Raw genomic sequence first — 21,463 nt, forward strand, 5'->3', positions numbered from 1 at the left:
GGCTGCATAGGCGTCATGTTCATAGAAAAACGCCCCAGGCCATCGAGACCCAGGGCGGTGAAGATATCAAAGACCCGTTTTCCGGTAAATCGCAATGCGGCTCCGCTTAAGTGAACAGCATTGCGCCCATGGGGCGGTCTTTTCATTTCCGTCTCCCGCGCCTCGCGTCGGGGCCATCGGAAGCGCGCTGCGCAGAGTGGCAGCAGGCAGGTGGTGGCGGCCTTATCCGTGTTCAAACATCCGGAACAGACAAACCACGAACAGCACCGGGGTGAGTGCTGGCAGCCTTATCCGTGTTCAAACATCAGGAACAGGTAAACGACAAACAGCACAAGATGGGTGGCGCCGTGCAGGGCGTGGGTGCGGCCGCTGCTGAAGGTCACTTTACAGACCATGAGGGTGGTGATGAGCAGCACCATGTCGGCAGGGGAGAGGCCCAGGCGCACTTCCTGCCCCATCAGGGAGCCGATGAAGAGCACGGAGGGTACCGTGAGGGCGATGGTGGCCAGCACGGAGCCGAAGTAGAGATTCATGGCCCGCTGCAACTGGTTGTTGAAGGCCGCCTTGATGGCGCCGACCGCTTCGGGAGCCAGCACGATACAGGCGACGATGAAACCACCCAGCGCCATCGGGGCTTCCATCACGTGCACCCCGTAGTTGATGGGGATGGCCAGGGTCTTGGCCAGCAGGATCACTACCACCAGGTAGGCGAGCAGCAAGAGGGTGTGATAGACGTTGCTCTGCAGCGGGCCGTGGTGATCCTCGAGATCCTCGTGATCACTGTCGACGAAGAAGTGGCTGTGGCTGCGGGTCTGGATCAGCAGGAAGACACCATAGAGCAGGATGGAGATGATGATCAGCATCCATGACATGGCCTTGGAGAGGCTGCCCAGGGTGCCGCCCTGGGTGAAGTTCGGCAGGACCAGACAGAGCAGTGCCAGGGGAATGATGGCCACCAGATAGGATTTGACCCCGTCCAGATTGAAGTTCTGGGTGTGATAGCGCCAGCCGCCAAACAGCAGGGTGAAGCCCACCAGACCGTTGGTGACCAGCATCACCACCGCGAACATGGTGTCACGGGCCATGGTGGGATTGGGATCGCCGGTCAGCATGACGGAGGAGATCATCACCACTTCCAGGGAGATGACCGAGAGGGTCAGGATCAGGGTACCGAAGGGTTCCCCGAGCTTGATGGCGAGGGCGTCAGAGTGACGCACGACGGAGAAGATGGCCCAGGTCACGATGGCAAGCAGGGCCAGCGACACCGGCAGGTAGACCGCAAGGGGGGTTGTCTCTGCCAGCAGGTCGCTCCCCAGGGTTTTGAAGAAGAGCAGGGTCAGCAGACCGGCAGGCAGAGCAATCTCTTGTCGGATAAAAGACTTCATAGGCAGTGGTTCTCATCTCGGGGCGGCCTCGGCCGACGGGGTATGGAGCGACTTGGTGCACCCAAGGTGCACAGACCCATGATAAGGGGAGATGCTCCTCATGCGGAGCATCATTTTGTTGCAAAGGGTGAGAGACGGGGCAGATACCGCCTCAGTGCGGGTCGGAGGGGTTGGTTGTCTCGCCCTCTTGCCATGCCATCAGCCAGATCTTCAGTTTGCTCAGGGGCATGGGCTTGGCATAGACGTAGCCTTGGATCAGGTGGACTCCGTGGCGATGCAGGTATTCCACCTGCTCCTGGGTTTCGACCCCTTCGGCGATCATCTCCATGCCCGATTTGAGGCCGAAGGCGATGGTGGCATCCAGCACGCTGCGCTTGAGGTCGTCCGTGCCTATGGTATCCACGAACATCTTGTCGATCTTGATCTGGCGAATGCCGAGCCGTTGCAGGTAGGCAAAGCCGCCATAACCGGTGCCGAAGTCATCCAGCTTGAAGTGATAGCCCCTCTCCTGCAGAGCGGCGATCTCCGCCATGGCCCCCTGGATGTGCTTGATGGGATCCCGCTCGGTGAGTTCGAAGGTGAGGCGGGCCGGGGAGGGCCAGCCATGGCGCTGCAACTGGGTGCGCAGACGAGGTTGCTCGATATGGCCCGCCACCAGATTGACGCTGACCCACTGGTGCGGGGCCAGGACGGGGAGATCCGCCAGGATGCGCTCCAGCAGTTGATCCGTCATCGGCAGGATCAGCCCCTGCTCCTCCGCATAGGCGATGAAGGTGCCTGGCGACACCAAATCCCGTCCTCGCTGCCAGCGCAGCAATGCCTCGAATCCCACCACCCTTCGGTTTCTGCTGTCCACTATGGGCTGATAGAAGGGGATGAACTCCCGCCGAGCCAGCCCTCTTTGCAGCAACCCCTTGAGGGAGCGCCGGTAGTTTCTAAGGCTCCAGTAGAGGGCCGCCAGCAGCGCCCCCAGTGCCCCGGCCGACCAGAGGCCATCGCGGTGTATCTGTGAGCGGGCGTAGCGTTTCAGTGCCTCGCCAGCCCAGAGGGTCTGTTCCACCTGATGCTGGGGGTCGAAACTGAGCAGCCGCATCGGGTTTGCCTCTTCTCGAATGTGCTTGTTGCCACGGGGGAAAAAGAGCCCGGACTGGGTCGGGTGCTTGTGGTTGAACTCCAGGTAGAAACAGTCGTTGCAGGGGGTGCGCAGCAGCTCATGGCTCCAGCTGCTGTCGAGCACCCAATAGGCCAGATTGCCGTTGCGTCTCGCATAGACCAGGGTTTCGCGTTCGGTATCGAACATGGGGGCCGTGCTGGAAATATGAAAGTCGGGGGAGACCGGTATGCCGGCGTCGGCAAGCTGGGGCAGGGCGGGGCCCAGGGTGGAGCAGCCGCTCCCGTTGGCAAGCTGCAGGCCGGCCAGGCGAATATGGCGGTTGTAATACTGGGGTGAGCGCAGCAGCGCCATGTCTTTGGGGCCGCAATCGAAGGCAAAGTGGGCGAGTTGAGCGGGGACATCGTGATCCAGGAGCTGGTTGCGCTCCTGCTGGTAGTCGAGCAGAGCCCTTTCCTTTGTCTGCAACAGGTGGTGAGCCAGCTTGTCGCTCAACAGGGGGGTGAGCAACAGCATCAGCAGCGGGGGCAAACAGAAGAGGCCCAGAGGAATCCATAACGGAGATCGTGCAGACATGGTGGGCCCCCTTCTTCCCTGAAATGAAACAACCCGATTGAGACTCAAGCATCATAGCATTAGCTGCATCGATTTGAGCCAAGTTGGTCACACTTGGAACAAAAACGATAATTAATTGATAAATAAAGGATATGGCTACACACCTGAACAAGATTCAATCGCTGACCTGTCATAAATGACAATTGTCCAGCTTATCTGAAGTGGCTAAAGTAGCGGTGCGGTTTGACTCACCGTGTGTTCAATACTCCTGTATCTATTTTTGTCAGTAGCACAGAGTGTTAGTTTTGATATGAGTGTTTCTTTTGGTCCCCGTTGTGGGACCATTTTTCTGTCCGCTCCTCAGCCTGTGTCCCCTCGTTTGCTCCCTTGATGCCTCTCTCTTTTGCGACCTGCACTACGGCGCTGCATGACGCATCCGCCCGCTTATTTGCAGAAGCGGGATCTTCATCCATAGGCGGCGTTTGGTCTGGGCTGATACCATGATGCCCTATGGATGCTGTCGGCTACGGAAAGGCACATGAAACTGACAACTCAACTCGTCTCTTTTATTACGCTGTGCGTGATCTCGGCCATGGCCATGGTGATGCTCGGCGGGGTCTTCAGTTTCCGCCAGATGGGAATGGAGCTGCAGCAGAACCGGGTCGACTCCCTGGTAGAGATCATCGACAAGCAGCTCGGGGTGACCGATGACCAGCAAGCCCTTGCCCGCTGGCTGCCCTCCCTGTTGCGGGCCTCCCATGTGGTGGAGCTGGAGATCCGTCAGGACAAGCAGCGGGTCTACTGGTTTCGCGACGTGCAGCAGCAGACGGATGAGAGCCTGCTGATCGCCTACAGCGAGGCGATCCCCAATCAGGCCGGGATGCGGGCCGACTTCAAGCTGGACAGGCCGTTCAAGGAGTTCGAGTACTCCATGAAGGCGATGTTCGGCATCTCTCTGGGTATCTTCATCGTGGTGTTCGGGCTCTGGTACTCCATCCGCTGGCTCCGTCAGCAGTTGCGCGGTGCCGAGCTGCTGGCGGAGCGTGCCCAGCTGATCCTGGATGGCAAGCTGACCAAGCTGGCCCATGACCCTGCCGAGGAGTGGCCCGTTTCGGCCAGTCAGGCCCTCACCCATCTGCTGACCGAGCTGGCCGACGCCCGCAAGGAGCGCAGCCGCTTCGACAACTTCATCCGCAGCAACGCCTTCGTCGACAAGACGACGGGCATCGGCAACCGCCTCTTCTTCGACAACCGGCTGGAGAGCGCCATCATGGAAGCAAGTGTGATCAGCGGCGGCGTGCTGCTGATCGAGCTGGCCGGTCTGGAGGAGCTGGATCCCGAGCTGAGCGGGCGCCCGAGCCAGGAACTCCTGATGGAGGCTAGCGCCACCATCGCCGCCTTCGTGCGAAAGCACAGCGGAGCCCTGCAGGCGCGCTATGCCGGTCAGGTCTTTGCCGTGCTGCTGCCGAACATGTCAGAGAGCGAGATGGTGGACGGTGCCAGCCAGTTGCTCAAGAGTCTGCAGCGGCTGCACTGGCCCGAAGCGGTCAATGCCGACACCGCCGTCTATCTCGGTGCGGTCTGCTATCAAGCACAGGATTCCCTGCTCAAGGTGCAGGAAGAGGCGGAGCTGGCGCTCAAGAGCGCGCGCCTGCAAGGACACAGCGGCTGGTTCCTGTTCGAGAAATCCCTCAACGAGGAGGCGAGCAGCAAGGGAACGGTGCGCTGGCGCACCCTGATCAGCCGTCGCATCGAGGAGCAGGGCATCGACTTCTACGTCCAGCCTGTGCAGCAGGAGCGGGATCAGGTGGTGTTGCAGCAGGAGCTGCTCATCCGCCTTCACGACGAGCAGGGCCGGGAGCTGCAGGCGGGGGTCTTCATGCCCATGGCGGAGAAGGCCGGTCTGCTGCTGCCGCTGGACAGGCTGGTGGTGGCCCGAGCCTTGCGACTGCTGCGCCAGCGACCGGCATCGAGCTGCCCCATCAGCCTCTCTCTGTGCGCCCAGAACCTGCTCACCCGCGAGTTCCAGCGCGAGCTCTTCTTCGAGCTGTTCCAGTTGCCGCGCAGTACCAACGAGGGGTTGATCCTGCAGTTGTCGGAGTCCCAGGTGACCCGCCACTACGAGGCCCTCAAGCGGCCGCTTCGGGCGATGCGCATGCTGGGGTGCAGGCTGGCCATCGATCATGCGGGCCAGGACGTGGTGAGCACCCAGTACATCAAGGAGTTCGAGATCCACTTCCTCAAGCTGCACCCCAGCCTGGTGCGGGAGATCCACCTGCGCCAGGTCAACCAGATGGCGGTACGCAGTCTGGTGGGGGGCTGTGCCAATACCCAGGCCCGGGTCATCGCGGTGGGGGTAGAGAGTGGCGACGAGTGGAAGATGCTGCGACACCTGGGCGTGCATGCCGGTCAAGGTCCCTGGTTTGCCGACCCCGAGCCCCTCAACCTGCCTGACTAGCGTTCCGGCCGGGGTGACAGGCGGCCCTGCTCCTGCAGGCCCGCCAGCCCCTGCAAGCCACCTGTGTGGATGAAGATGATCTTGCTGCCGCGCGCAATGCGGCCTGCCGCCAGTTCGCGAAACAGCCCCCACATCGCCTTGCCACTGTAGATGGGTTCCAGCGGCAAGCCGGTTTCGGCACTGAATGCCTGCACCCATTGCCAGAGTGCCGGACTAAACCTGGCATAGCCGCCGTCGTGGTGATCCAGCGCAATGCGCCAGCCCGGAGTAGTGGCCGCCGCCGGATGCAACCGGCATACCTCGCCGGTGATGAAGTCGGCCCCCTTGAGCACCGCGATGGCCAGGATCTGCTCCTGTGCCCGCTTGCCCGCGATGAGCCCCGCCAGGGTGCCGCCGCTGGCGCAGGGCAGCACCCAGAGATCCGGCGAGAAGGGCACCTCGTCGACAAGCTCGGCCACTCCGGGGATGGCCAGCGGGCTGCTGCCTCCTTCCGGTACCAGCAGGGTGTCGTCATCCTCGAACCTGGCAAGCCATTCGGGATCCTGGCGCCGGCGATAGTCCTGCCGGTCGACAAAAACGAGATCCATGCCCCAGCCTTTCGCCGCTTTCAGGGTGGGATTGCTGACGGTATCCCCTTCACCGCGTATGATGCCCGTGGTGCGCAGTCCCAGTCTGAGTCCTGCTGCGGCCAGGGCGTGAATGTGATTGGAGTAGGCGCCGCCAAAGGAGAGGATGTGGCCCTTGCCCAGCATCTGTGCCTGTTGCAGATGGTATTTGAGCTTTCGCCACTTGTTGCCGGAGAGGGTCGGGTGGATCAGATCGTCCCGCTTGCACCAGAGCGTGACGTCATGGGCTGCCAGCAGAGGATGCCGGATCCGGTGCAGGGGGGAGGGGAGCTGAAGGGGAGCCATGGGATCGTCTCCCGTGGGTGCCAGCGTGGCCGTCGATGCGTCGTTTGTCATAAAGTTGGAGGCTAATAGCCTGTTTATGTTAAGGTTTAGTCCGTTTTACGCGGCCAGGTGAAGATCCAGATGAAGTCACTGTTCAGGCGTTCTCCCTCCAGCCATCAGGTCGGGATCCTGCTGGCCAGCGATCGCATTCTGCTGGCCTGCGTGGACCCCGTTCCCGTGTTTGCCAGCCAGCCTGTCAACGGCCCCCACGACTGGTCCAAGGCCCTGGCCGAGCTGTTTTCCCGGCACGGTCTGGCCAAGTCTAAGGTGCGGGTGGCCCTCGCGGCCAGCCTTTATCAGCAGATCCAGATCGACAAGCCTGCCGTCCCCGATGCCGAGATGGCGGGGGCCCTGCCCTGGGCCATCAAGGATTTCGTCAACGAGCCGGTGTTGCAGCTCGCCATGGATTATGTGGACCTGCCGACGCCCCCTGCCGGGCGTCCGCGCATCAACGTTGTCTGCATGCCCAAGAGCCGGGTGCAGCAGGTGGCGGATGCGGTCAACGGCGCGGCGACCCTGGAGGCCATCGTCAGTGACGAGCTGGCCATGACGGCCCTCTACGAGGCGGACCAGATGGTGCGCATGCTGCTCTGGCAACCCCGGGGGCAGGAGCTGCAACTGCTGGTCTTCCATCGGGGCGGACTCTGTTTCTCCCGCCAGTTGCGTGGATTTGCGAGCCTCACCGGCAGCCATGAGCCAGATGCCGACCAGCTCGACGCGCTGGCGCTGGAGATCCAGCGATCCATCGATTATCTGGCCGGCCATCTCAAGCTGCCCGAGCCCGGCCAGTTGCAACTGGCCATCGCCTCCTCCGCCATGGGGGTACTGGTGCGTCACCTGGAACAGACATTCGGTTTCCCGGTGTCGGCCATGGCAAACAAGGCGGTACTGGCAGGAGTCGAATACCTCAGTGCCTATGGCGCGGCCCTGGGCAGGAGCGACTGATGAAACACCATATCAACCTCTATGGCGCCGAATTCCGGCCAAGACGCCTGTGGGCCAGCCTGCCCCAGATGGCGTTGGTCTGGGGCGGCGTCCTGGTACTGCTGCTGGGGGCCACCCTCTTCTATGGCTGGCAACAGCAGGGCCTCGATCGTGAATTGGCTGGCGTGCGGGCACAGCTCGACGTGCAGCGCGGCGAGGCCAGGCGTCTCGATGCGGAGCTGGCGCGCCATCTGGCGAATGTAGACTTGCAGCGGCAACTGGCCGACAAGCGGGAAGAGCTGGGGGCGAAACAGGCGCTGATGCAGCAGCTTGGCCACCTCTCCCTGCAAAAATCCCAGGGCTATGCGGGGGTGATGGCGGACCTTGCCCGCCTGCGGGATCCCCGCCTCTCCCTGCAACGGCTCGAAATAAGCGACGGGCGCATCAACCTCGCGGGCGTGGCCGAACGCAGTCAGGACGTGCCTGCCTGGGTGAACCGCTTCAAGCAGACCCCCTCCCTGGCGGGCAAGCAGTTTGGCGAGCTCACCCTGAGTCGGGACAAGGAGGGCCAGCTTGCCTTCCAGCTCAGTGGCATAGCGCGGGAGACTCCCTGATGGACATGAAGGCACAATGGCAGGGATGGGCGCAGCAGATCGCAGCCCTCAGCCTGCGCGAGCGGATCCTCATTCTGTTGACCGGGGTCGTGCTGCTCGGGGCCATGGGCATCTATGGCTGGCTGGATGACGCCGACACCCGGCTGGGCCAGGATCGGCAGGCCCTGGCTGCGGCGCAGCGGGATCTGGAGATCCTGATTCTGGAAAACCAGGGCAAGCAGGCCAGGCTGGGGCGGGATCCCGATGCCCAGGTACGCGAGCAGCTCGCTGGTGTCGAGACCACTCTGCGCCAGATGGATGCCGAGCTGCTGGCTCAGACGGTGGATCTGATCCCCGCCCACGAAATGCCCGCGGTGCTGGAAGCCCTGTTGTCCCGCTCCGCCAACCTGCATATGCTGGCGCTCACCTCCCTCAAGCCCGAGCCGCTGATGGCCGGGGAGCAGAAGGTGAACCTGTTCAGGCACGGCATCCAGCTTCAGCTGGAGGGCGGCTATTTCGATGTCTACCAGTACCTGAAAGCGCTCGAAGCCCTGCCTCGGCACTTCTACTGGAAGGGCTTTGACTACCGGGTGGTCGAGCATCCCAAGGCGGCGGTAGCGATGGAGATCTACACCCTCAGCACCAGCAAGGAGTTCATCCGTGGTTAAGCGGCATGTCGGCGGGACGGGATCCCGCATTTTTGCCTTCCCATCCTGGCGCTGGCTGGCCCTGTGGGGGAGCCTGCTCGCGCTGCAGGCCCAGGCCGAGGTGCTGCAGGATCCCACCATGCCCCTGGCGGGATCCGGCTCGGCGGCGAGTGTCGCCAAGGAGGCCGGTCTGCCCAGGTTGCAGAGCGTCATCCTGGGGAGCGGGCCCGCCCTGGCGGTGCTCGACGGTCAAAGCTACCGGGTCGGCCAGCAGGTCAACGGATTCCGGCTGGTGGGGATCAGCGCCGACAGCGTAGTGCTGGAAAAAGCGGGCAAACGCCAGACACTGACCCTGTTTGGCAGCAAGATCCGGATGTGAAGTGGGTGTCGCACGGGATGGTGCGGGCCAGGTTTGTCGAGTTTCATAGCGAGTCAGGTGCACGAATAACATGAAAAAACCCCCTTTTTGTCTGCTTCCCCTCGCGCTGGCGGTGGCGGGTTGCACTACCTATCGTCACCCCGAGCCGGTACAGGCCAAAGATGCACTCAAGCAGGCGATGAGCGAGCAGAGCCCGACCGCCCCCCTGACTTCCCTGCCGCCCTCGGTGCAGAGCGAGCTGTTGCAGCTCAATCGTCCCCAGCAGCCGATGACCATTCCCGAGAAGCGGATGCGCATCGCGGCCCATGACGTGGACGCGGTGGAGTTCTTCGGCTCCCTGTTCAAGGGCTCCCGCTACAGCGTGGCGGTCCATCCCGGTGTGGCGGGCGTCATTTCGGTAGAACTCAAGGACGTGACCCTGCAGGAGGCGCTGGCGACCGTCGGCGACATGTACGGCTTCGACGTACAGCGCAAGGGCAACGTGTTCCACGTCTATCCCGCCGGTCTGCGTACCGAGACCATTCCGGTCAACTACCTGATGATGGCCCGGCGCGGTCTCTCCCGTACCTCGGTGAGCACAGGCGGGGTGACGGCCAACGACAACAACAATGGCAATAACAACAACTTCGACAACGGCCTGAACAACAGCGGCAACAACAACAGCCAGGGCAACACCGCCAGCGGTGACAACAACACCAACAGCAACGGCACCCGCATCGAGACGGACAGCAACAACGACTACTGGACCGATCTGCGGGATTCCCTGCAGACCCTGATCGGCACAGGGGAAGGGCGGGCCGTCATCACCAGTCCCCAGGCGGGCCTGGTCACGGTGCGTGCCTATCCCAAAGAGCTCAAGGCGGTGCGCGAGTTCCTGGACCAGTCCGGCGAACACCTCAAGCGCCAGGTGGTGCTGGAAGCGCGGATCCTGGAAGTGTCCCTCAACGAGGGTTACGAGCAGGGGGTGGACTGGAGCGGCCTCTCCGCAAGCTGGGACGGCGGCAAGGGCATCACGGGGGGCGGCTCCCTCATGGACAGCCCCATCGCTTCGACCCCCAACCAGATCTTCCGGGCTCTGGGGGGCGGCGCCGGTTTCACCATCTCTGATGGCAACTTCAACGTCGCGGTCAGCCTGCTCAAGACCCAGGGGGACGTGAACACCCTCTCCAGCCCGCGCGTGACGGCCACTAACAACCAGAAAGCGGTGATCAAGGTGGGGACGGACGAATACTTCGTCACCAACGCCTCGACCACCACCACCACCTCGGGGACTTCGGCCCCCATCGTCACCCCGAACGTGGAGCTGACCCCCTTCTTCTCGGGGATAGCCCTGGACGTGACGCCCCAGATCGACGAGCAGGGCAAGGTATTGCTGCATATCCACCCCTCCGTCATCGACACCGAGGAGCAGAGTAAGACCATCAGCGTCGGCACCGCCGATCCCCTGGTGTTGCCGCTGGCCAAGAGCTCTATCCGCGAGTCCGATACCGTGGTGCAGGCCAACAATGGGGACATCATCGTCATCGGTGGTCTGATGAAGACCGACAGGCAGGAGATCGTCAGCAAGGTGCCCCTGCTGGGTGACATCCCCTGGGTCGGCGAGGCCTTCACCAACCGCCGGGAGAGCAACCGCAAGGTGGAGCTGGTGATCCTGCTCAAGCCCACCGTGGTGGAAAAAGACACCTGGCAGAAAGAGCTGCAACGCTCCTCCGAGCTGCTCGACAAATGGTATCCCCCCAAGGGCTGATCCGGGATGACGCGCCTGTTGAGCACTCCTTCTCCCATGTGGTGGCGCCTCCCGGCTGCTGCCAGTCTGCCCTGCCCGACGGCGGTGGCGCCATGTCGCTGATCCGGGGCTGTCTGCGGCTGCGCGCCCTGGACTCTGGCCGGGAGGGAGCATGTATCTGAGCCACTTCGGACTGCGGGAGGCTCCCTTCGGCCTGACCCCGAACACCGGTTTCTATTACGGCCTGCCCCCCCACGAGGAGGCCATGCAGGTGCTCAACTGGGCGCTTTCCCAGGGGGAGGGGTTCATCAAGGTGACCGGCGAAGTCGGCACCGGCAAGACCCTGCTCTGTCGCAAGCTGCTGAGCGAGCTCGGCTCCGAGGCCTGCCCGGTGCGTCTGGCCTGGCTGCCCAACCCCCATCTCACTCCGGGGGAGCTGCGCACGGCCCTGGCCCTGGAACTGGGGTTGACGCTGGCGGGGGAGAGCGAGCTGGATCTCACGGATCGCATTCACCGCCATCTGATCTCCCTGCATCGGCAGGGGAGCCGGGTGGTGGTGCTGATCGACGAGGCGCAAGCCCTGCCGGACGAGACCCTGGAGGCGATCCGGCTGTTTGGCAACCTGGAAACCGAATCCAGCAAGCTGCTGCAAATCGTGCTGTTCGGCCAGCCCGAGCTGGATGCCAGGCTCGGGCAGCCCCGTCTTCGCCAGTTGCGCCAGCGCATCGGTTTTTCCTACCGCCTGCGGCCGCTGCGGCTCGACGAGACCCGGGCCTATCTGGAGTACCGACTGCAGGTGTCCGGCTATCGCGGGGCCGCCCTGTTCGATGGCCGCGCCCTGCGCAGGCTGTGGCGCGCATCCCGCGGCATTCCCCGCCTCATCAACATACTGGCGCAGAAGTGCCTGATGCTGGCCTATGGTCGCGGTGTGCGGCGGATCGACAGCGCCCTGGTCCGGCTCGCCATCCGGGATACCGATGATGTCCGCCGTGGCCGTCTCACCCTCTGGTGGCCCCTGTTGTTGTTGTTGGGCACCGCCCTGGCGTATGGAGTCTGGTCATGAGCGTGATCAATCAGATGCTGAAAGATCTGGATAGGCGTCAGCAAGAGGCCGAGGGAGCCGCCGTCTATGTGGCGCCGGTGCGCCAGCAAGGCTGGTGGATGCTGGTGCTGACCCTGCTGTGTACCCTGGCCCTGGGGATCCTCGGCTGGCGCACCTGGATCTTCTGGCAGCAGAGCCTGCGAGCCTCCCTGCCAGCGGCGCAGGTCGAGGCCCCCCGCACCGCCCCTGCGGTGGCGCCATCCGCGCCCCTGGCGGTGGTGGCCACCACGCAGGCGGTCTCCTCTGCTGCGCCAGTGGCAAAGGTGCCCGCCGCCAGTGCCGAGTCGACCGCCGCGAGAGTGGCCCCCTCCGCAGCCGAGCAGGCTCCGGCCGATGAGGCCGTGCTCGCCGATGAGGGCAATCCGGAGGAAGCGCTGGGGGACGAGACGATCCCGAGCGACGAGGAGCTGCAGCCGGACCTCTATGCCGAGCTGGCCGCGGAGCAGAGCGCCGAAGAGGCGCCTGCACCCGCCGCGCCGCGCAAACCCGGGATCCTGAAGATCGAGACGGTGGAACTCTCCGACGCCGAGCTGGCCACCCTGGCCGAGCGCAAGGCGACCACGGCCATGGCCAAGGGACGGATGCAGGAGGCGCAGGATGGCTACTACGAGGTGCTGGCCCACGATCCCCACAACCAGGGGGCGCGGGAACAGCTGGCGGGCCTGCTCTATGGCGCCGGACGGCTGACCGAGGCCGCCCAGGTGCTGGAAGAGGGGCTGAGGCTGGATCCCGCGCAGGCGGACCTGCGTCTGCTGCTGGCCCGTGTGGCCATCAGCGTAGGGGATCGGCAGAAGGCGCTGGATTGGCTCACCGGCTATCAGCCCGATATTGCCAGCAATCTGGATTATTACGCCACCTGGGCCGGCCTTGCCCAGGAGCTGGGGCAGCCTGTCCAGGCGTCCGAGATGTACGTCAGGCTGTTGCGCCAGCAGCCAGATCAGGGGCGCTGGTGGCTGGGACTGGGGGTGGCGGAGGATGGTCAGGGACACCGTCAGCGGGCACTGGATGCCTATCGCAATGCCCAGTTGCACGGCAATCTGGGGGAGGCCTCCACCCAATGGCTTGAACAACGAATTGGCCAACTGACCCATTGATTAAAGCGGCAGTTCGATGAGCCCATGCCATCGGACCAGGCAGCGGGCGTGAAGCAACAGAGATCGGAGCAACAATGGCACAACCCAGACTGAAAATGCGCCTAGGCGACCTGCTGGTACAGGAACAGATCATCTCGGATGATCAGCTGCAGCTCGCCCTGCAGCAGCAGCGCCAGACCGGCCGCAAGCTGGGGACCACCCTCATCGATCTCGGCTTCATCAGCGAGGTGCAACTGCTGACCTTCCTCGCCCGTCAGCTGGATGTGCCCTTCTTCGATCTCAACAACCTCACCATCGACGTCTCGGCCGTGGCGCTGTTGCCCGAGGTGCAGGCGCGCCGCTACCGGGCGCTGGCCGTCAACCTGAGCGACGACAAGGTCACCGTGGTGATGTCGGATCCGGCGGATCTGAGCGCCCTCGACGCCATCGCTGCCCTGCTCAGCCCGCGGGAGTTGGTGCTGGCCGTGGCCCGTGAAGGCCAGCTGCTGGAGTATTTCGACCGCCTCTATCGCCGCACCCGGGAGATAGAGAACTTCGCGGTGCAACTGCACGAAGAGCACCAGGAGACCGGCTTCGAGCTGGGGGCCGGCAGCCTCAATGCCGCAACCGACGAGGGGGAGGCGACGGTGGCCAAGCTGCTGCGCTCCCTGTTCGAGGACGCGGTACAGGTGGGTGCCTCCGACATCCATATCGAACCGGACGAGAAGGTGCTGCGCATTCGCCAGCGTATCGACGGCGTGCTGCATGAGAACATCCTCAACGAGGTGCGCATCGCCCAGGCGCTGGTGCTGCGCCTCAAGCTGGTGGCCGGGCTCGACATCTCCGAGAAGCGTCTGCCCCAGGATGGCCGTTTCAACATGAAGGTGCGCGGCCGCGACGTGGATGTGCGGATGTCCACCATGCCGGTGCAGTACGGCGAGTCCGTGGTGATGCGGCTGCTGGATCAATCCTCCGGCATCTTGTCGCTCGCCGAGACCGGGATGCCCCCCGCCATCCTGACCCGCTTCCGCCGTCAGCTCAAACGCCCTCACGGCATGATCCTGGTGACGGGCCCGACCGGCAGCGGCAAGACCACGACGCTCTACGGTGCCCTCTCCGAGCTCAACCAGGCCAGCCACAAAATCATCACGGTGGAAGACCCGGTGGAGTACCGCCTGCCCCGCATCAGCCAGGTGCAGGTCAATCCCAAGATAGGGCTCACGTTCTCCCAGGTGCTGCGCTCCACCCTGCGCCAGGATCCGGACATCCTGCTGGTGGGGGAGATGCGGGACAACGAGACGGTGGAGATCGGCCTGCGCGGCGCCATCACGGGTCACCTGGTGCTGACCACCTTGCATACCAACGACGCCGTGACCAGCGCTCTGCGTCTCATCGACATGGGGGCGCCCGGCTATCTGGTGGCGAGCGCCCTGCGGGCCGTGGTGGCCCAGCGCCTGGTGCGGCGGGTGTGTGAACACTGCGCCTGCGAGACAGCGCCGGACGAGGGGCAGGCCACCTGGCTCTCCGTGCTCTCCGGTGAAGCGCCGGGGCAGCATCGCTATCGCAAGGGGCGGGGTTGCCAGAGCTGCAACTTCACCGGCTATGCGGGCCGGATCGGGGTGTACGAGCTGCTGGAGCTGGATCAATCCATGATGGATGCCCTGCGCAGCAACGATGCCGAGGGGTTTGCCCGGGCGGCACGGGCGCACGAGCACTACCGCCCCCTGGCCCTGACGGCGCTCGACTATGCCCGCGAGGGGATCACCTCGGTGGACGAGGTGCTCCGGCTGGCCGAGGACCTGGGGTAACGCATGAGGCATCTGGATCGTACTGAATCACTCTGCCGGGGTCGCCCATGAACCGTTTTGCCTACAAGGGGCGTGACAGCCAGGGCCAGGCCGTCAGCGGCGTGGTGGAAGCGGTCAGCGAGCTGGCCGCCGCCGAGCAGCTGATGCGCCGCGGGGTGATGCCCACCGAGCTGAAGGCCGGCAAGGTCAGGTCTGCCAGCATCGACTGGTCGCTGCTGCTGGAAGGGAGCGTCAAGCTGGAGGAGCTGGTGGTCTTCAGCCGCCAGATGTATGCCCTGACCCGGGCAGGCATCCCTATCCTGCGCGCCATCGCGGGGCTGGAGGAGAGCGCCCACAGCAAGCCCCTCAAGCGGGCGCTTCACGCCCTGGGGGAGGATCTGGCCAACGGCCGGCCGCTGTCGAGTGCGATGCAGTCGCACCCGAAGGTGTTCAGCAGCCTCTTCGTGGCCATCATCCACGTGGGGGAGAACACGGGTCAGCTGGAGGAGGCCTTCCTGCAGCTCGCCAACTATTTCGATCTGGAGCTGGAGACCCGCAAGCGGATCAAGACCGCCATGCGCTACCCCACCTTCGTGCTGATTGCCATCGCCGTCGCCATGGTGATCCTCAACATCATGGTGATCCCCGTCTTTGCCGGGATGTTTGCCAAGTTCGGGGTGGAGCTGCCGCTGGCGACCCGTATCCTGCTGGCCACCTCCCACTTCTTCGTTCACTACTGGTGGTTGCTGCTCGCCATTCTGGTGGGCGCCGTCGTCGGCTGGCGACGCTGGGTCGCCACCACCAAAGGCAGGTTGGCCTGGCACAGATGGCAGCTGCGGCTGCCCATCGTCGGCTCCATCATAGAGCGCTCCCTGCTTGCCCGTTTTGCCCGCAGCTTCTCCATGATGCTCAAGGCCGGCGTGCCGCTCAACACGGCGCTGACCCTGGTGGCCGATGCGGTGGACAACGCCTGGATGGCGGGGCAGATCCGCGACATGCGGGGCGGCATCGAGCGGGGGGAGAGCCTGCTGCGCACCGCCGGGGCCAGCGGCCTCTTCACCCCTCTGGTGATGCAGATGATCGCGGTGGGGGAGGAGACCGGCCAGGTGGACGAGCTGCTGCACGAAGCGGCCGAGTATTACGAGCGTGAGGTGGATTATGACCTCAAGAGCCTCACCGCCCGCATCGAACCCATCCTCATCGGCATAGTGGCGGTCATGGTACTGGTGCTGGCGCTGGGTATCTTCACTCCCATGTGGGACATGATGAGAGCTGTTCGCGGCCAGTGACAGGGTTCAGCATCTTCACTCCTCTGATGGTGAGACACGATGAGAGCTGTTCGCGGCCAGTGACAGGGTTCAGCATCTTCACTCCTCTGATGGTGGGACACGATGAGAGCTGTTCGCGGCCAGTAACATGGTTCAGCATCTTTACTCCTCTGGTGGTGGGACATGATGAGAGCTGTTCGCGGTCAGTAGGCAGTATCTTCACGGTCATCCGGATGCCGCCCGTGCCGGGCACAGAGAACAGGGTATGAAAGAGCATGAGCAGAGAGTCCGAGCGGGATGAGCACTGGCTGGGGGGATATCGGCGGGTCGTCGTCTTTATCCTGCTGGCGGTCATCGTCACGACCCTGGTCATGAGCTATCGCAATCACAGGGAAGAGGCGTTGGCCATCAGCGCCAGCCTGCTCGGTGAGCAGTTCGCACAGCGGGCCCAGCGCCTGCACGGACGCTGGCTCGACGAGCGGCGTCCGTCGGTGCTCCATGCCGAGGGCACAGCCTGGCAGTTCGATGAGCGGGGCTGGCCTCTGGCGGTGCTGCCGCGCCAGTCGCCATCGGCCGATTGCCGTCAGCTCTGGCTCGCCCTGCTGGGGCACGATGAGGGGCTTTCATCCTGGCAGGCCCTTGCCAGCGAAGGAGGCGACGGGTGTGAATTTGGCCAGGAAGGACACTGGCTGCACTACAGCTTCACCGATGGCCAGGTGGTGGCCCGCCCCTGATTGGGTGCTTCAAGTATTTCATTGACATGATTTTTTTCTATCCGCATGAAATAATGCGGACCATTACGGAGGCAGCATGGCAGCAAAGAGAGTGAGACCCGTTAGGGCGCTTGGCCGGATGGCCGGTTTTTCCCTGATTGAGCTGGTGATCGTCATCGTGATCCTGGGGATCTTGGCCGTCACTGCCTTGCCCCGTTTTCTCGATGTGACCGACGAGGCGAAGAAAGCGAGCGTGGAAGGGGTGTCCGGCGGTTTCGCCACCGGGGTGTCCCTGGTGCGGGCCCAGTGGGAGGCCGAAGGGCGTGCCAGGCAGGATGGGCTCAACACAGTGCTCTATGACGGCTCGCGTTTCTATCTGACCACGCCGACCGACAGTCAGGTCAGCAATGGCGAGCTCTCTCCCGGGTATCCCATGGACACGGCAGCAAGTGGCACGCCCGATGTGGATCCGGCCAGCCTGACGGCGGCCCGCTGCCTCAATATTTGGGAGGGGTTGTTGCAGAATCCTCCCAAGGCTACTGCCCGCTTTGACGAGGTGCGCGGTAGCGGCAATGACCTGAAGTTCTATGCCACGGTGAGCAACAATGGACTGGATTCGGTCTGCCGTTACTATCTGGTCAACAGCCTGAGCAAGGGAAGTGATGGACGTTATCAGGACCCGCAAGGGAGCACGGATGCGTTCATGAGTTTCAGTTATCGCCCGGCCTCCGGCCAGGTGACCACCCATATCAATTGATAAACCGAGGAAAGACGTAATGAAAAAGCAAGCGGGTTTTACCCTGATCGAACTGGTCATCGTGATCATCATTCTGGGCATTCTGGCGGTCACCGCCGCACCCAAGTTCCTGAATCTGCAGGAGAATGCCAAGAAGTCTGCCGCTCAAGGTGTGCAGGCGGCTGTTAGCAGTTCTGCACAGCTGGTTTATAGCAAATCAGCATTGGAAGGCGAAGAGCGCGTTAGTAGTGCTGCGGTGACTGGTTCTGATGGTACATCGATTGATACTGCCTATGGTTATCCAAAGGCGAGTGATGCTGGGATCAGAAATGCAGTAACGATCGATGGCTCCTGGAAGGGGAGTGAGGCTACAACAGGTAGCTCGTATCAGTTCAAAGCTGATAGCGACCTGAAAAAAGATGCAAAGTGTGTTCTTTATACTCAGGCTACAAGTACCGCAACTGCAACTACCATCGTTGGCAAGTTGAGTGCTGATAATGGTACGTGTGTGCAGCCCTAAGACTTTGAATGATGAGCGAGGCTTCGGCCTCGCTTTCTCTTTTCCCTGATGAGAAGTCCCATGCCTGCAACCAAGGGCTTTACCCTGATTGAACTGGTGATCGTGATCCTGTTACTCGGGATTCTGGCCGCCTTTGCCGTGCCCAAATGGCTGGGCAAAGGCGGCTTTGAAACCCATACCCTGCGTGACGAGCTGGTGGCCCGGCTGCGGCTGGTGCAGACCATGAACATGCAGGAAGGGGACGCGCGCTGCACCCAACTGGTGGTAGAGCCGAGCCGCTTCGGTCATCTGACCCTGCTTGGCAGCTGTACCCCCAAGCCCATCTCCGGCTGGAGTGCGGACGAGCAGGCCCGGGGGCGAGTGGTCAAGGCCTCCGGCAGTATCTCCCTGCCTCAGGGCAGCTTTTCTTTCGACAAGCGCAGCGGTCGCCCCGTATCCCCGTCAGCCTGCATCAGTGGTTGTAACCTGATGGTGAGCGATGGTGGGGAGAGCGCCCGGCTGCGCATCGAGCCGGAAGGCTATATCCATGCGATCCCCTAAGGCGCGCCGCGGCTTCACCCTGGTCGAGTTCGTGGTCGGCATCGTGCTGCTGGCCGTCGCCCTGACCGGCATCCTGGGGCTTCTTATCAATCAGGCTCCCCAGGCGGTAGACCCTGTGCAGCAGGTACGCGCTGCCCAGCTGGCCCAGCGCCTCTCCGGCGAGATCTTGCAAAAGTCGTTTGATGAACATTCGGATCATAACGGTGGTCGTTATCGTTGTGGCGAGCAGGTGGCTGGGGTGACCATCTCTTCCTGCTCCACCAGTTATGGCCCTGATGGCGAGCCCGCATCCTATGCCTATAACGATGTGGATGATTTCGATACCGCAGGTAACTGGGTGGATGCCAACACCCTGACTCAGACTGCGACGGGAGTCAGCAGCGAGGAGTATCGCAACTATCAGGTGAAAATTGCGGTGAGCGGAGCCGATTTCAGCGACGGCACCTTCAAGAGTTGTGCCGCACCCTGCTCTGTGGGCAAGCGTATTGATCTGCAGATCAAGCTACCGGATCAGAGCGTGCTCGACTTCTCCTTCTATCGGGGGAACTACTGATGGATCGCTCTGCTGTTGGGGGTTGCCTCTCTACCAGAATATCCGCGCCCCTAGCCAACTCCGGCGCCAGATTAAGCCTGGCGGCCAATCGAACCGACCGCAAACCTCGGGGTAACCGTGGCTTTACTCTGGTCGAGCTGGTGATGGTCATCCTGCTGCTCGGGATTATGGCGACCTTTACCAGCCAGTTTATCGGAATCGGCACCCAGATTTATGGCGATGCCAGTAGCCGTGAACAGTTGATGAGTGATGCCCGTTTCGCCATGGAGCGACTTAACCGCGAACTGCGTGATGCGGTGCCGGGCTCGGAGCGGATCGAGACGACTGGCGGGACATGGGACGACACCGGTGCCTGTTTGCGGTTCTGGCCCATCAGCACCTCGAGCCGCTATCTGGCACTTAACCGCGCCATGTCGGGGAGCACGGCCACCCTTGAGCTGGTGATGGCGACCCCGGCTTCTGCTGCCAATCCGCTGGATGTGGATGCCGCCGCCGTCAAAAAAGATGATCAGCTGATCGTCTTTCCCGTGCCGGACAAAAAAGTCGGTTCGCTCACGGCAGGCTGCGATTATGGCCGCTGCGTAGCCAAGGTCACGGATGTGCTGACGCCCGTATCCGGAGCGCAAACCATCCGCTATACCAGCACCGAGAGTCTGACGGGCCTCTCTCCAGGCAGCCGTGTCTACTTTGCCAACCAGCAGGTTCGCTACTGTGTGGAAGGAAACACGCTGACCCGTGCCACTGCCCCCATTGGTGCATCCTTACCTGCACAGGGCGTGTTGATGGCGGATTCCCTTCGTATTGGCACCTTCTATCGGGAAACCTCGGCGTTTAACGCCGAAGGGGAGTTTGGTATGCGCTTTGTGTTCGAACGCAAGGGGGAGTCGGTCACCTTCAACCACAAGATAGAGGTGTTCAATGTACCCTGATCCACAGGCTTTCGGACGGATGCGAGGCAGCGCCTTGATGATCGCCCTGTTTGTGATTGTGGTGATGGCACTGCTGGCGGCTGCCATGGGCCGTTTTCTGGTCGATAGCGGCGAGAAAAATACTGTGGAGGTGCGCAGCGTGCGTGCCCTGCTGGCCGCCCAGAGCGGGTTGGAAGTAGCACTCTATCGATTGTTCCCCAAGCGCACGCTTGCCCAACCGACTCCCCCAGCGGTCTGCCTGGCAAGCAGCCCACTGAGCTTTGCCAGCAATCCAGGGCTGAGCAACTGTCTGGCTGTGGTTCGTTGCGCCACGGTGCCGGTGACTTATAACGGGTCTGTGACCAATGGCTATCGTCTCGAGAGTGTCGGAACCTGTGGCAGCTCCGACCTTAACAGTGCCAACCCTGATTTTGCCGTGAGCCGAACCCTGATGGTCGAAGCTTATGATGGAGGAACTCCCTGATGCGCAATTTATTTCTGATCATTTGCTTATACATCATGGTTTCACCAGTTTGGGCTGCAATTGATTGCAACAGCATTTTCCCCGGACCAATTCAAAGCTATTCGAATACCGGTGAGCTTTATATGCAAAACAATGCAAAGGTCGAAAATTATAACAGTCTTGATGTGTGCTTTAAATCGGTAAAAGGATATGAGTGGGAAATGAATCCTCAGGCCTGTGGTGCTGGTAAATGTGAAATAACAAAAAAACCAAGTTTATCAAGAACACAGCCGACTTTGCTTGTAAGCTCTGATGCAAAAAATTATAAGATAGCTCCTGAAACTGTGCCTGATGTAGTACTTGGAAATACTGTCGGTTATGGAAAGTCGGCAGGGGCAGGTCGGTGGGATCTAGGTAGTGTCACTCTTAATAAAGGTTCCATGAGTGTTTCAGATACATATTCAACCTATGTTATTAAAGGTATGACTTTATATGAGAACTCAACGGTAACATTAAAAGCTGGAAAGTCATACATTATAGACGGTGACCTCTATATAAATTCTGGCTCGGTTTTTATCGCGGGTGTAGAGGCAACTACGTTATACATTAATGGTCGTTTGACTATTGAAAACGCATCAATGTTGTCTGGGTTAACCTCTCTTGATGTATATGTAAAAGAAAATATTATATTGAAAGGAGATGCCCAAGCACAAGGAAGCTATTATGTTGCAGGAGGTGCGGTGTTGCAGGAGCAAGTTGTATTAACTGGGCGTCTTAGTGCAAAAAATGTTACAATGCAAAGTAGTAGTAAAGTTATATATGATGATGGTCAGCCAAAACTGCAATGCTTCAATGATAATTTTGATTCATCATCACTCAAACCAGAATGGGTGGTAAAAACCAGTAAAGGGTCATTTTCCCCCTCAATTAAAGAGGGGCGTTTGCGCAGGGCGAGATCGTGAACATTTTGTTAAAAATTAAAAATAGTTTTTTGCCTACAAAACAAATACTTATAGGCCTGTGATATGCAGTTAACTTTATAGTCAGGATCGCCTTCACACTTTTTAATCGT

22 protein-coding genes are annotated in these 21,463 nt (G+C 61.5%); 19 read left to right on the top strand and 3 right to left on the bottom strand.

Annotated elements, in window-relative coordinates; translation table 11 throughout:
* Positions 1–287 precede the first annotated feature (287 nt).
* Positions 288–1,385 carry a calcium:proton antiporter gene (locus C3418_RS17105; protein WP_010672612.1) on the bottom strand — a complete coding sequence of 366 codons (1,098 nt, stop codon included), beginning with the start codon at positions 1,383–1,385 and terminating at the stop codon, positions 288–290.
* A 151-nt stretch (positions 1,386–1,536) separates the two neighbouring features.
* Positions 1,537–3,072 carry an EAL domain-containing protein gene (locus C3418_RS17110; protein WP_103858939.1) on the bottom strand — a complete coding sequence of 512 codons (1,536 nt, stop codon included), beginning with the start codon at positions 3,070–3,072 and terminating at the stop codon, positions 1,537–1,539.
* A gap of 517 nt (positions 3,073–3,589) precedes the next feature.
* Here C3418_RS17110 and C3418_RS17115 point away from each other — a divergent pair.
* A complete protein-coding gene (locus C3418_RS17115; protein WP_010672614.1) occupies positions 3,590–5,509 on the top strand; it encodes an EAL domain-containing protein in 1,920 nt (639 codons plus the stop codon).
* Here C3418_RS17115 and C3418_RS17120 read toward each other — a convergent pair.
* A complete protein-coding gene (locus tag C3418_RS17120) occupies positions 5,506–6,420 on the bottom strand; it encodes a 1-aminocyclopropane-1-carboxylate deaminase/D-cysteine desulfhydrase (protein WP_181023119.1) in 915 nt (304 codons plus the stop codon). The genes C3418_RS17115 and C3418_RS17120 overlap by 4 nt on opposite strands.
* Before the next feature lie 120 nt (positions 6,421–6,540).
* Here C3418_RS17120 and C3418_RS17125 point away from each other — a divergent pair, with 120 nt between their 5' ends.
* The 18 genes from C3418_RS17125 to C3418_RS24145 all read left to right on the top strand — a co-directional run bounded on the left by C3418_RS17125 (position 6,541) and on the right by C3418_RS24145 (position 21,353).
* On the top strand, positions 6,541–7,404 hold the full coding sequence (locus C3418_RS17125) for a hypothetical protein (RefSeq protein ID WP_041214302.1): 864 nt from the start codon (positions 6,541–6,543) through the stop codon (positions 7,402–7,404).
* A complete protein-coding gene (locus tag C3418_RS17130) occupies positions 7,404–7,997 on the top strand; it encodes a PilN domain-containing protein (protein ID WP_103858941.1) in 594 nt (197 codons plus the stop codon). The genes C3418_RS17125 and C3418_RS17130 overlap by 1 nt, the downstream gene beginning before the upstream one ends.
* On the top strand, positions 7,997–8,644 hold the full coding sequence (locus tag C3418_RS17135) for an MSHA biogenesis protein MshJ (RefSeq protein WP_103858942.1): 648 nt from the start codon (positions 7,997–7,999) through the stop codon (positions 8,642–8,644). Before C3418_RS17130 ends, C3418_RS17135 begins: the two co-directional genes overlap by 1 nt.
* A 28-nt stretch (positions 8,645–8,672) precedes the next feature.
* Positions 8,673–9,002: an MSHA biogenesis protein MshK gene (locus C3418_RS17140; protein ID WP_048209253.1), complete on the top strand. Its 330-nt coding sequence runs from the start codon at positions 8,673–8,675 to the stop codon at positions 9,000–9,002.
* A gap of 70 nt (positions 9,003–9,072) precedes the next feature.
* Positions 9,073–10,749 carry a pilus (MSHA type) biogenesis protein MshL gene (mshL, locus tag C3418_RS17145; protein ID WP_103858943.1) on the top strand — a complete coding sequence of 559 codons (1,677 nt, stop codon included), beginning with the start codon at positions 9,073–9,075 and terminating at the stop codon, positions 10,747–10,749.
* Positions 10,728–10,910, top strand: a complete 183-nt coding sequence (locus C3418_RS24140) for a hypothetical protein (RefSeq protein ID WP_124244044.1) — start codon at positions 10,728–10,730, stop codon at positions 10,908–10,910. The genes mshL and C3418_RS24140 overlap by 22 nt, the downstream gene beginning before the upstream one ends.
* The gene (locus C3418_RS17150; protein WP_103858944.1) at positions 10,901–11,791 is read left to right on the top strand and encodes an ExeA family protein; all 891 of its coding nucleotides are present in this window, start codon (positions 10,901–10,903) and stop codon (positions 11,789–11,791) included. Before C3418_RS24140 ends, C3418_RS17150 begins: the two co-directional genes overlap by 10 nt.
* Positions 11,788–12,924: a tetratricopeptide repeat protein gene (locus tag C3418_RS17155; protein WP_103858945.1), complete on the top strand. Its 1,137-nt coding sequence runs from the start codon at positions 11,788–11,790 to the stop codon at positions 12,922–12,924. The genes C3418_RS17150 and C3418_RS17155 overlap by 4 nt, the downstream gene beginning before the upstream one ends.
* A 74-nt stretch (positions 12,925–12,998) precedes the next feature.
* Positions 12,999–14,711 carry an MSHA fimbrial ATPase MshE gene (gene mshE, locus C3418_RS17160; protein WP_103858946.1) on the top strand — a complete coding sequence of 571 codons (1,713 nt, stop codon included), beginning with the start codon at positions 12,999–13,001 and terminating at the stop codon, positions 14,709–14,711.
* A gap of 47 nt (positions 14,712–14,758) precedes the next feature.
* Complete coding sequence (locus tag C3418_RS17165) at positions 14,759–15,979, top strand: type II secretion system F family protein (protein ID WP_103858947.1); 1,221 nt, start codon at positions 14,759–14,761, stop codon at positions 15,977–15,979.
* Between the two features lie 254 nt (positions 15,980–16,233).
* Entirely contained in the window at positions 16,234–16,692 is a 459-nt protein-coding gene (locus C3418_RS17170) for a hypothetical protein (protein ID WP_103858948.1), read from the top strand.
* Between the two features lie 76 nt (positions 16,693–16,768).
* Entirely contained in the window at positions 16,769–17,428 is a 660-nt protein-coding gene (locus tag C3418_RS17175) for a type II secretion system protein (RefSeq protein ID WP_041212210.1), read from the top strand.
* 19 nt (positions 17,429–17,447) lie between these two features.
* Positions 17,448–17,927 (top strand): prepilin-type N-terminal cleavage/methylation domain-containing protein, encoded by a 480-nt coding sequence (locus C3418_RS17180; protein WP_103858949.1) that lies wholly within the window; start codon positions 17,448–17,450, stop codon positions 17,925–17,927.
* Positions 17,928–17,987: 60 nt separating this feature from the next.
* The gene (locus C3418_RS17185) at positions 17,988–18,467 is read left to right on the top strand and encodes a prepilin-type N-terminal cleavage/methylation domain-containing protein (RefSeq protein ID WP_103858950.1); all 480 of its coding nucleotides are present in this window, start codon (positions 17,988–17,990) and stop codon (positions 18,465–18,467) included.
* The gene (locus tag C3418_RS17190; protein ID WP_103858951.1) at positions 18,454–19,020 is read left to right on the top strand and encodes a prepilin-type N-terminal cleavage/methylation domain-containing protein; all 567 of its coding nucleotides are present in this window, start codon (positions 18,454–18,456) and stop codon (positions 19,018–19,020) included. The genes C3418_RS17185 and C3418_RS17190 overlap by 14 nt, the downstream gene beginning before the upstream one ends.
* Positions 19,020–19,949, top strand: a complete 930-nt coding sequence (locus C3418_RS17195) for a PilW family protein (protein WP_180907136.1) — start codon at positions 19,020–19,022, stop codon at positions 19,947–19,949. Before C3418_RS17190 ends, C3418_RS17195 begins: the two co-directional genes overlap by 1 nt.
* 37 nt (positions 19,950–19,986) lie before the next feature.
* Positions 19,987–20,412, top strand: a complete 426-nt coding sequence (locus tag C3418_RS17200; protein WP_373870504.1) for an MSHA biogenesis protein MshP — start codon at positions 19,987–19,989, stop codon at positions 20,410–20,412.
* Positions 20,412–21,353 (top strand): polymer-forming cytoskeletal protein, encoded by a 942-nt coding sequence (locus tag C3418_RS24145; RefSeq protein WP_146054120.1) that lies wholly within the window; start codon positions 20,412–20,414, stop codon positions 21,351–21,353. Before C3418_RS17200 ends, C3418_RS24145 begins: the two co-directional genes overlap by 1 nt.
* Positions 21,354–21,463: the final 110 nt, after the last annotated feature.

Source organism: Aeromonas sp. ASNIH8 (assembly GCF_002919855.1).
Classification (GTDB): Bacteria; Pseudomonadota; Gammaproteobacteria; order Enterobacterales; family Aeromonadaceae; genus Aeromonas; species Aeromonas caviae.

Excerpts from the sequence above, each read along its gene's own strand:
- C3418_RS17115 (WP_010672614.1), top strand. The coding sequence starts at position 3,590 with ATGAAACTGACAACTCAACTCGTCTCTTTTATTACGCTGTGCGTGATC.
- C3418_RS17150 (WP_103858944.1), top strand. The coding sequence starts at position 10,901 with ATGTATCTGAGCCACTTCGGACTGCGGGAGGCTCCCTTCGGCCTGACC.
- C3418_RS24140 (WP_124244044.1), top strand. The coding sequence starts at position 10,728 with ATGGTATCCCCCCAAGGGCTGATCCGGGATGACGCGCCTGTTGAGCAC.
- mshL (WP_103858943.1), top strand. The coding sequence starts at position 9,073 with ATGAAAAAACCCCCTTTTTGTCTGCTTCCCCTCGCGCTGGCGGTGGCG.
- C3418_RS17190 (WP_103858951.1), top strand. The coding sequence starts at position 18,454 with ATGCGATCCCCTAAGGCGCGCCGCGGCTTCACCCTGGTCGAGTTCGTG.
- mshE (WP_103858946.1), top strand. The coding sequence starts at position 12,999 with ATGGCACAACCCAGACTGAAAATGCGCCTAGGCGACCTGCTGGTACAG.
- C3418_RS17200 (WP_373870504.1), top strand. The coding sequence starts at position 19,987 with ATGATCGCCCTGTTTGTGATTGTGGTGATGGCACTGCTGGCGGCTGCC.
- C3418_RS17135 (WP_103858942.1), top strand. The coding sequence starts at position 7,997 with ATGGACATGAAGGCACAATGGCAGGGATGGGCGCAGCAGATCGCAGCC.
- C3418_RS17165 (WP_103858947.1), top strand. The coding sequence starts at position 14,759 with ATGAACCGTTTTGCCTACAAGGGGCGTGACAGCCAGGGCCAGGCCGTC.
- C3418_RS17105 (WP_010672612.1), bottom strand. The coding sequence starts at position 1,385 with ATGAAGTCTTTTATCCGACAAGAGATTGCTCTGCCTGCCGGTCTGCTG.
- C3418_RS17125 (WP_041214302.1), top strand. The coding sequence starts at position 6,541 with ATGAAGTCACTGTTCAGGCGTTCTCCCTCCAGCCATCAGGTCGGGATC.
- C3418_RS17120 (WP_181023119.1), bottom strand. The coding sequence starts at position 6,420 with ATGGCTCCCCTTCAGCTCCCCTCCCCCCTGCACCGGATCCGGCATCCT.
- C3418_RS17175 (WP_041212210.1), top strand. The coding sequence starts at position 16,769 with ATGGCAGCAAAGAGAGTGAGACCCGTTAGGGCGCTTGGCCGGATGGCC.
- C3418_RS17170 (WP_103858948.1), top strand. The coding sequence starts at position 16,234 with ATGAGCAGAGAGTCCGAGCGGGATGAGCACTGGCTGGGGGGATATCGG.
- C3418_RS17180 (WP_103858949.1), top strand. The coding sequence starts at position 17,448 with ATGAAAAAGCAAGCGGGTTTTACCCTGATCGAACTGGTCATCGTGATC.
- C3418_RS24145 (WP_146054120.1), top strand. The coding sequence starts at position 20,412 with ATGCGCAATTTATTTCTGATCATTTGCTTATACATCATGGTTTCACCA.
- C3418_RS17185 (WP_103858950.1), top strand. The coding sequence starts at position 17,988 with ATGCCTGCAACCAAGGGCTTTACCCTGATTGAACTGGTGATCGTGATC.
- C3418_RS17155 (WP_103858945.1), top strand. The coding sequence starts at position 11,788 with ATGAGCGTGATCAATCAGATGCTGAAAGATCTGGATAGGCGTCAGCAA.
- C3418_RS17130 (WP_103858941.1), top strand. The coding sequence starts at position 7,404 with ATGAAACACCATATCAACCTCTATGGCGCCGAATTCCGGCCAAGACGC.
- C3418_RS17110 (WP_103858939.1), bottom strand. The coding sequence starts at position 3,072 with ATGTCTGCACGATCTCCGTTATGGATTCCTCTGGGCCTCTTCTGTTTG.
- C3418_RS17195 (WP_180907136.1), top strand. The coding sequence starts at position 19,020 with ATGGATCGCTCTGCTGTTGGGGGTTGCCTCTCTACCAGAATATCCGCG.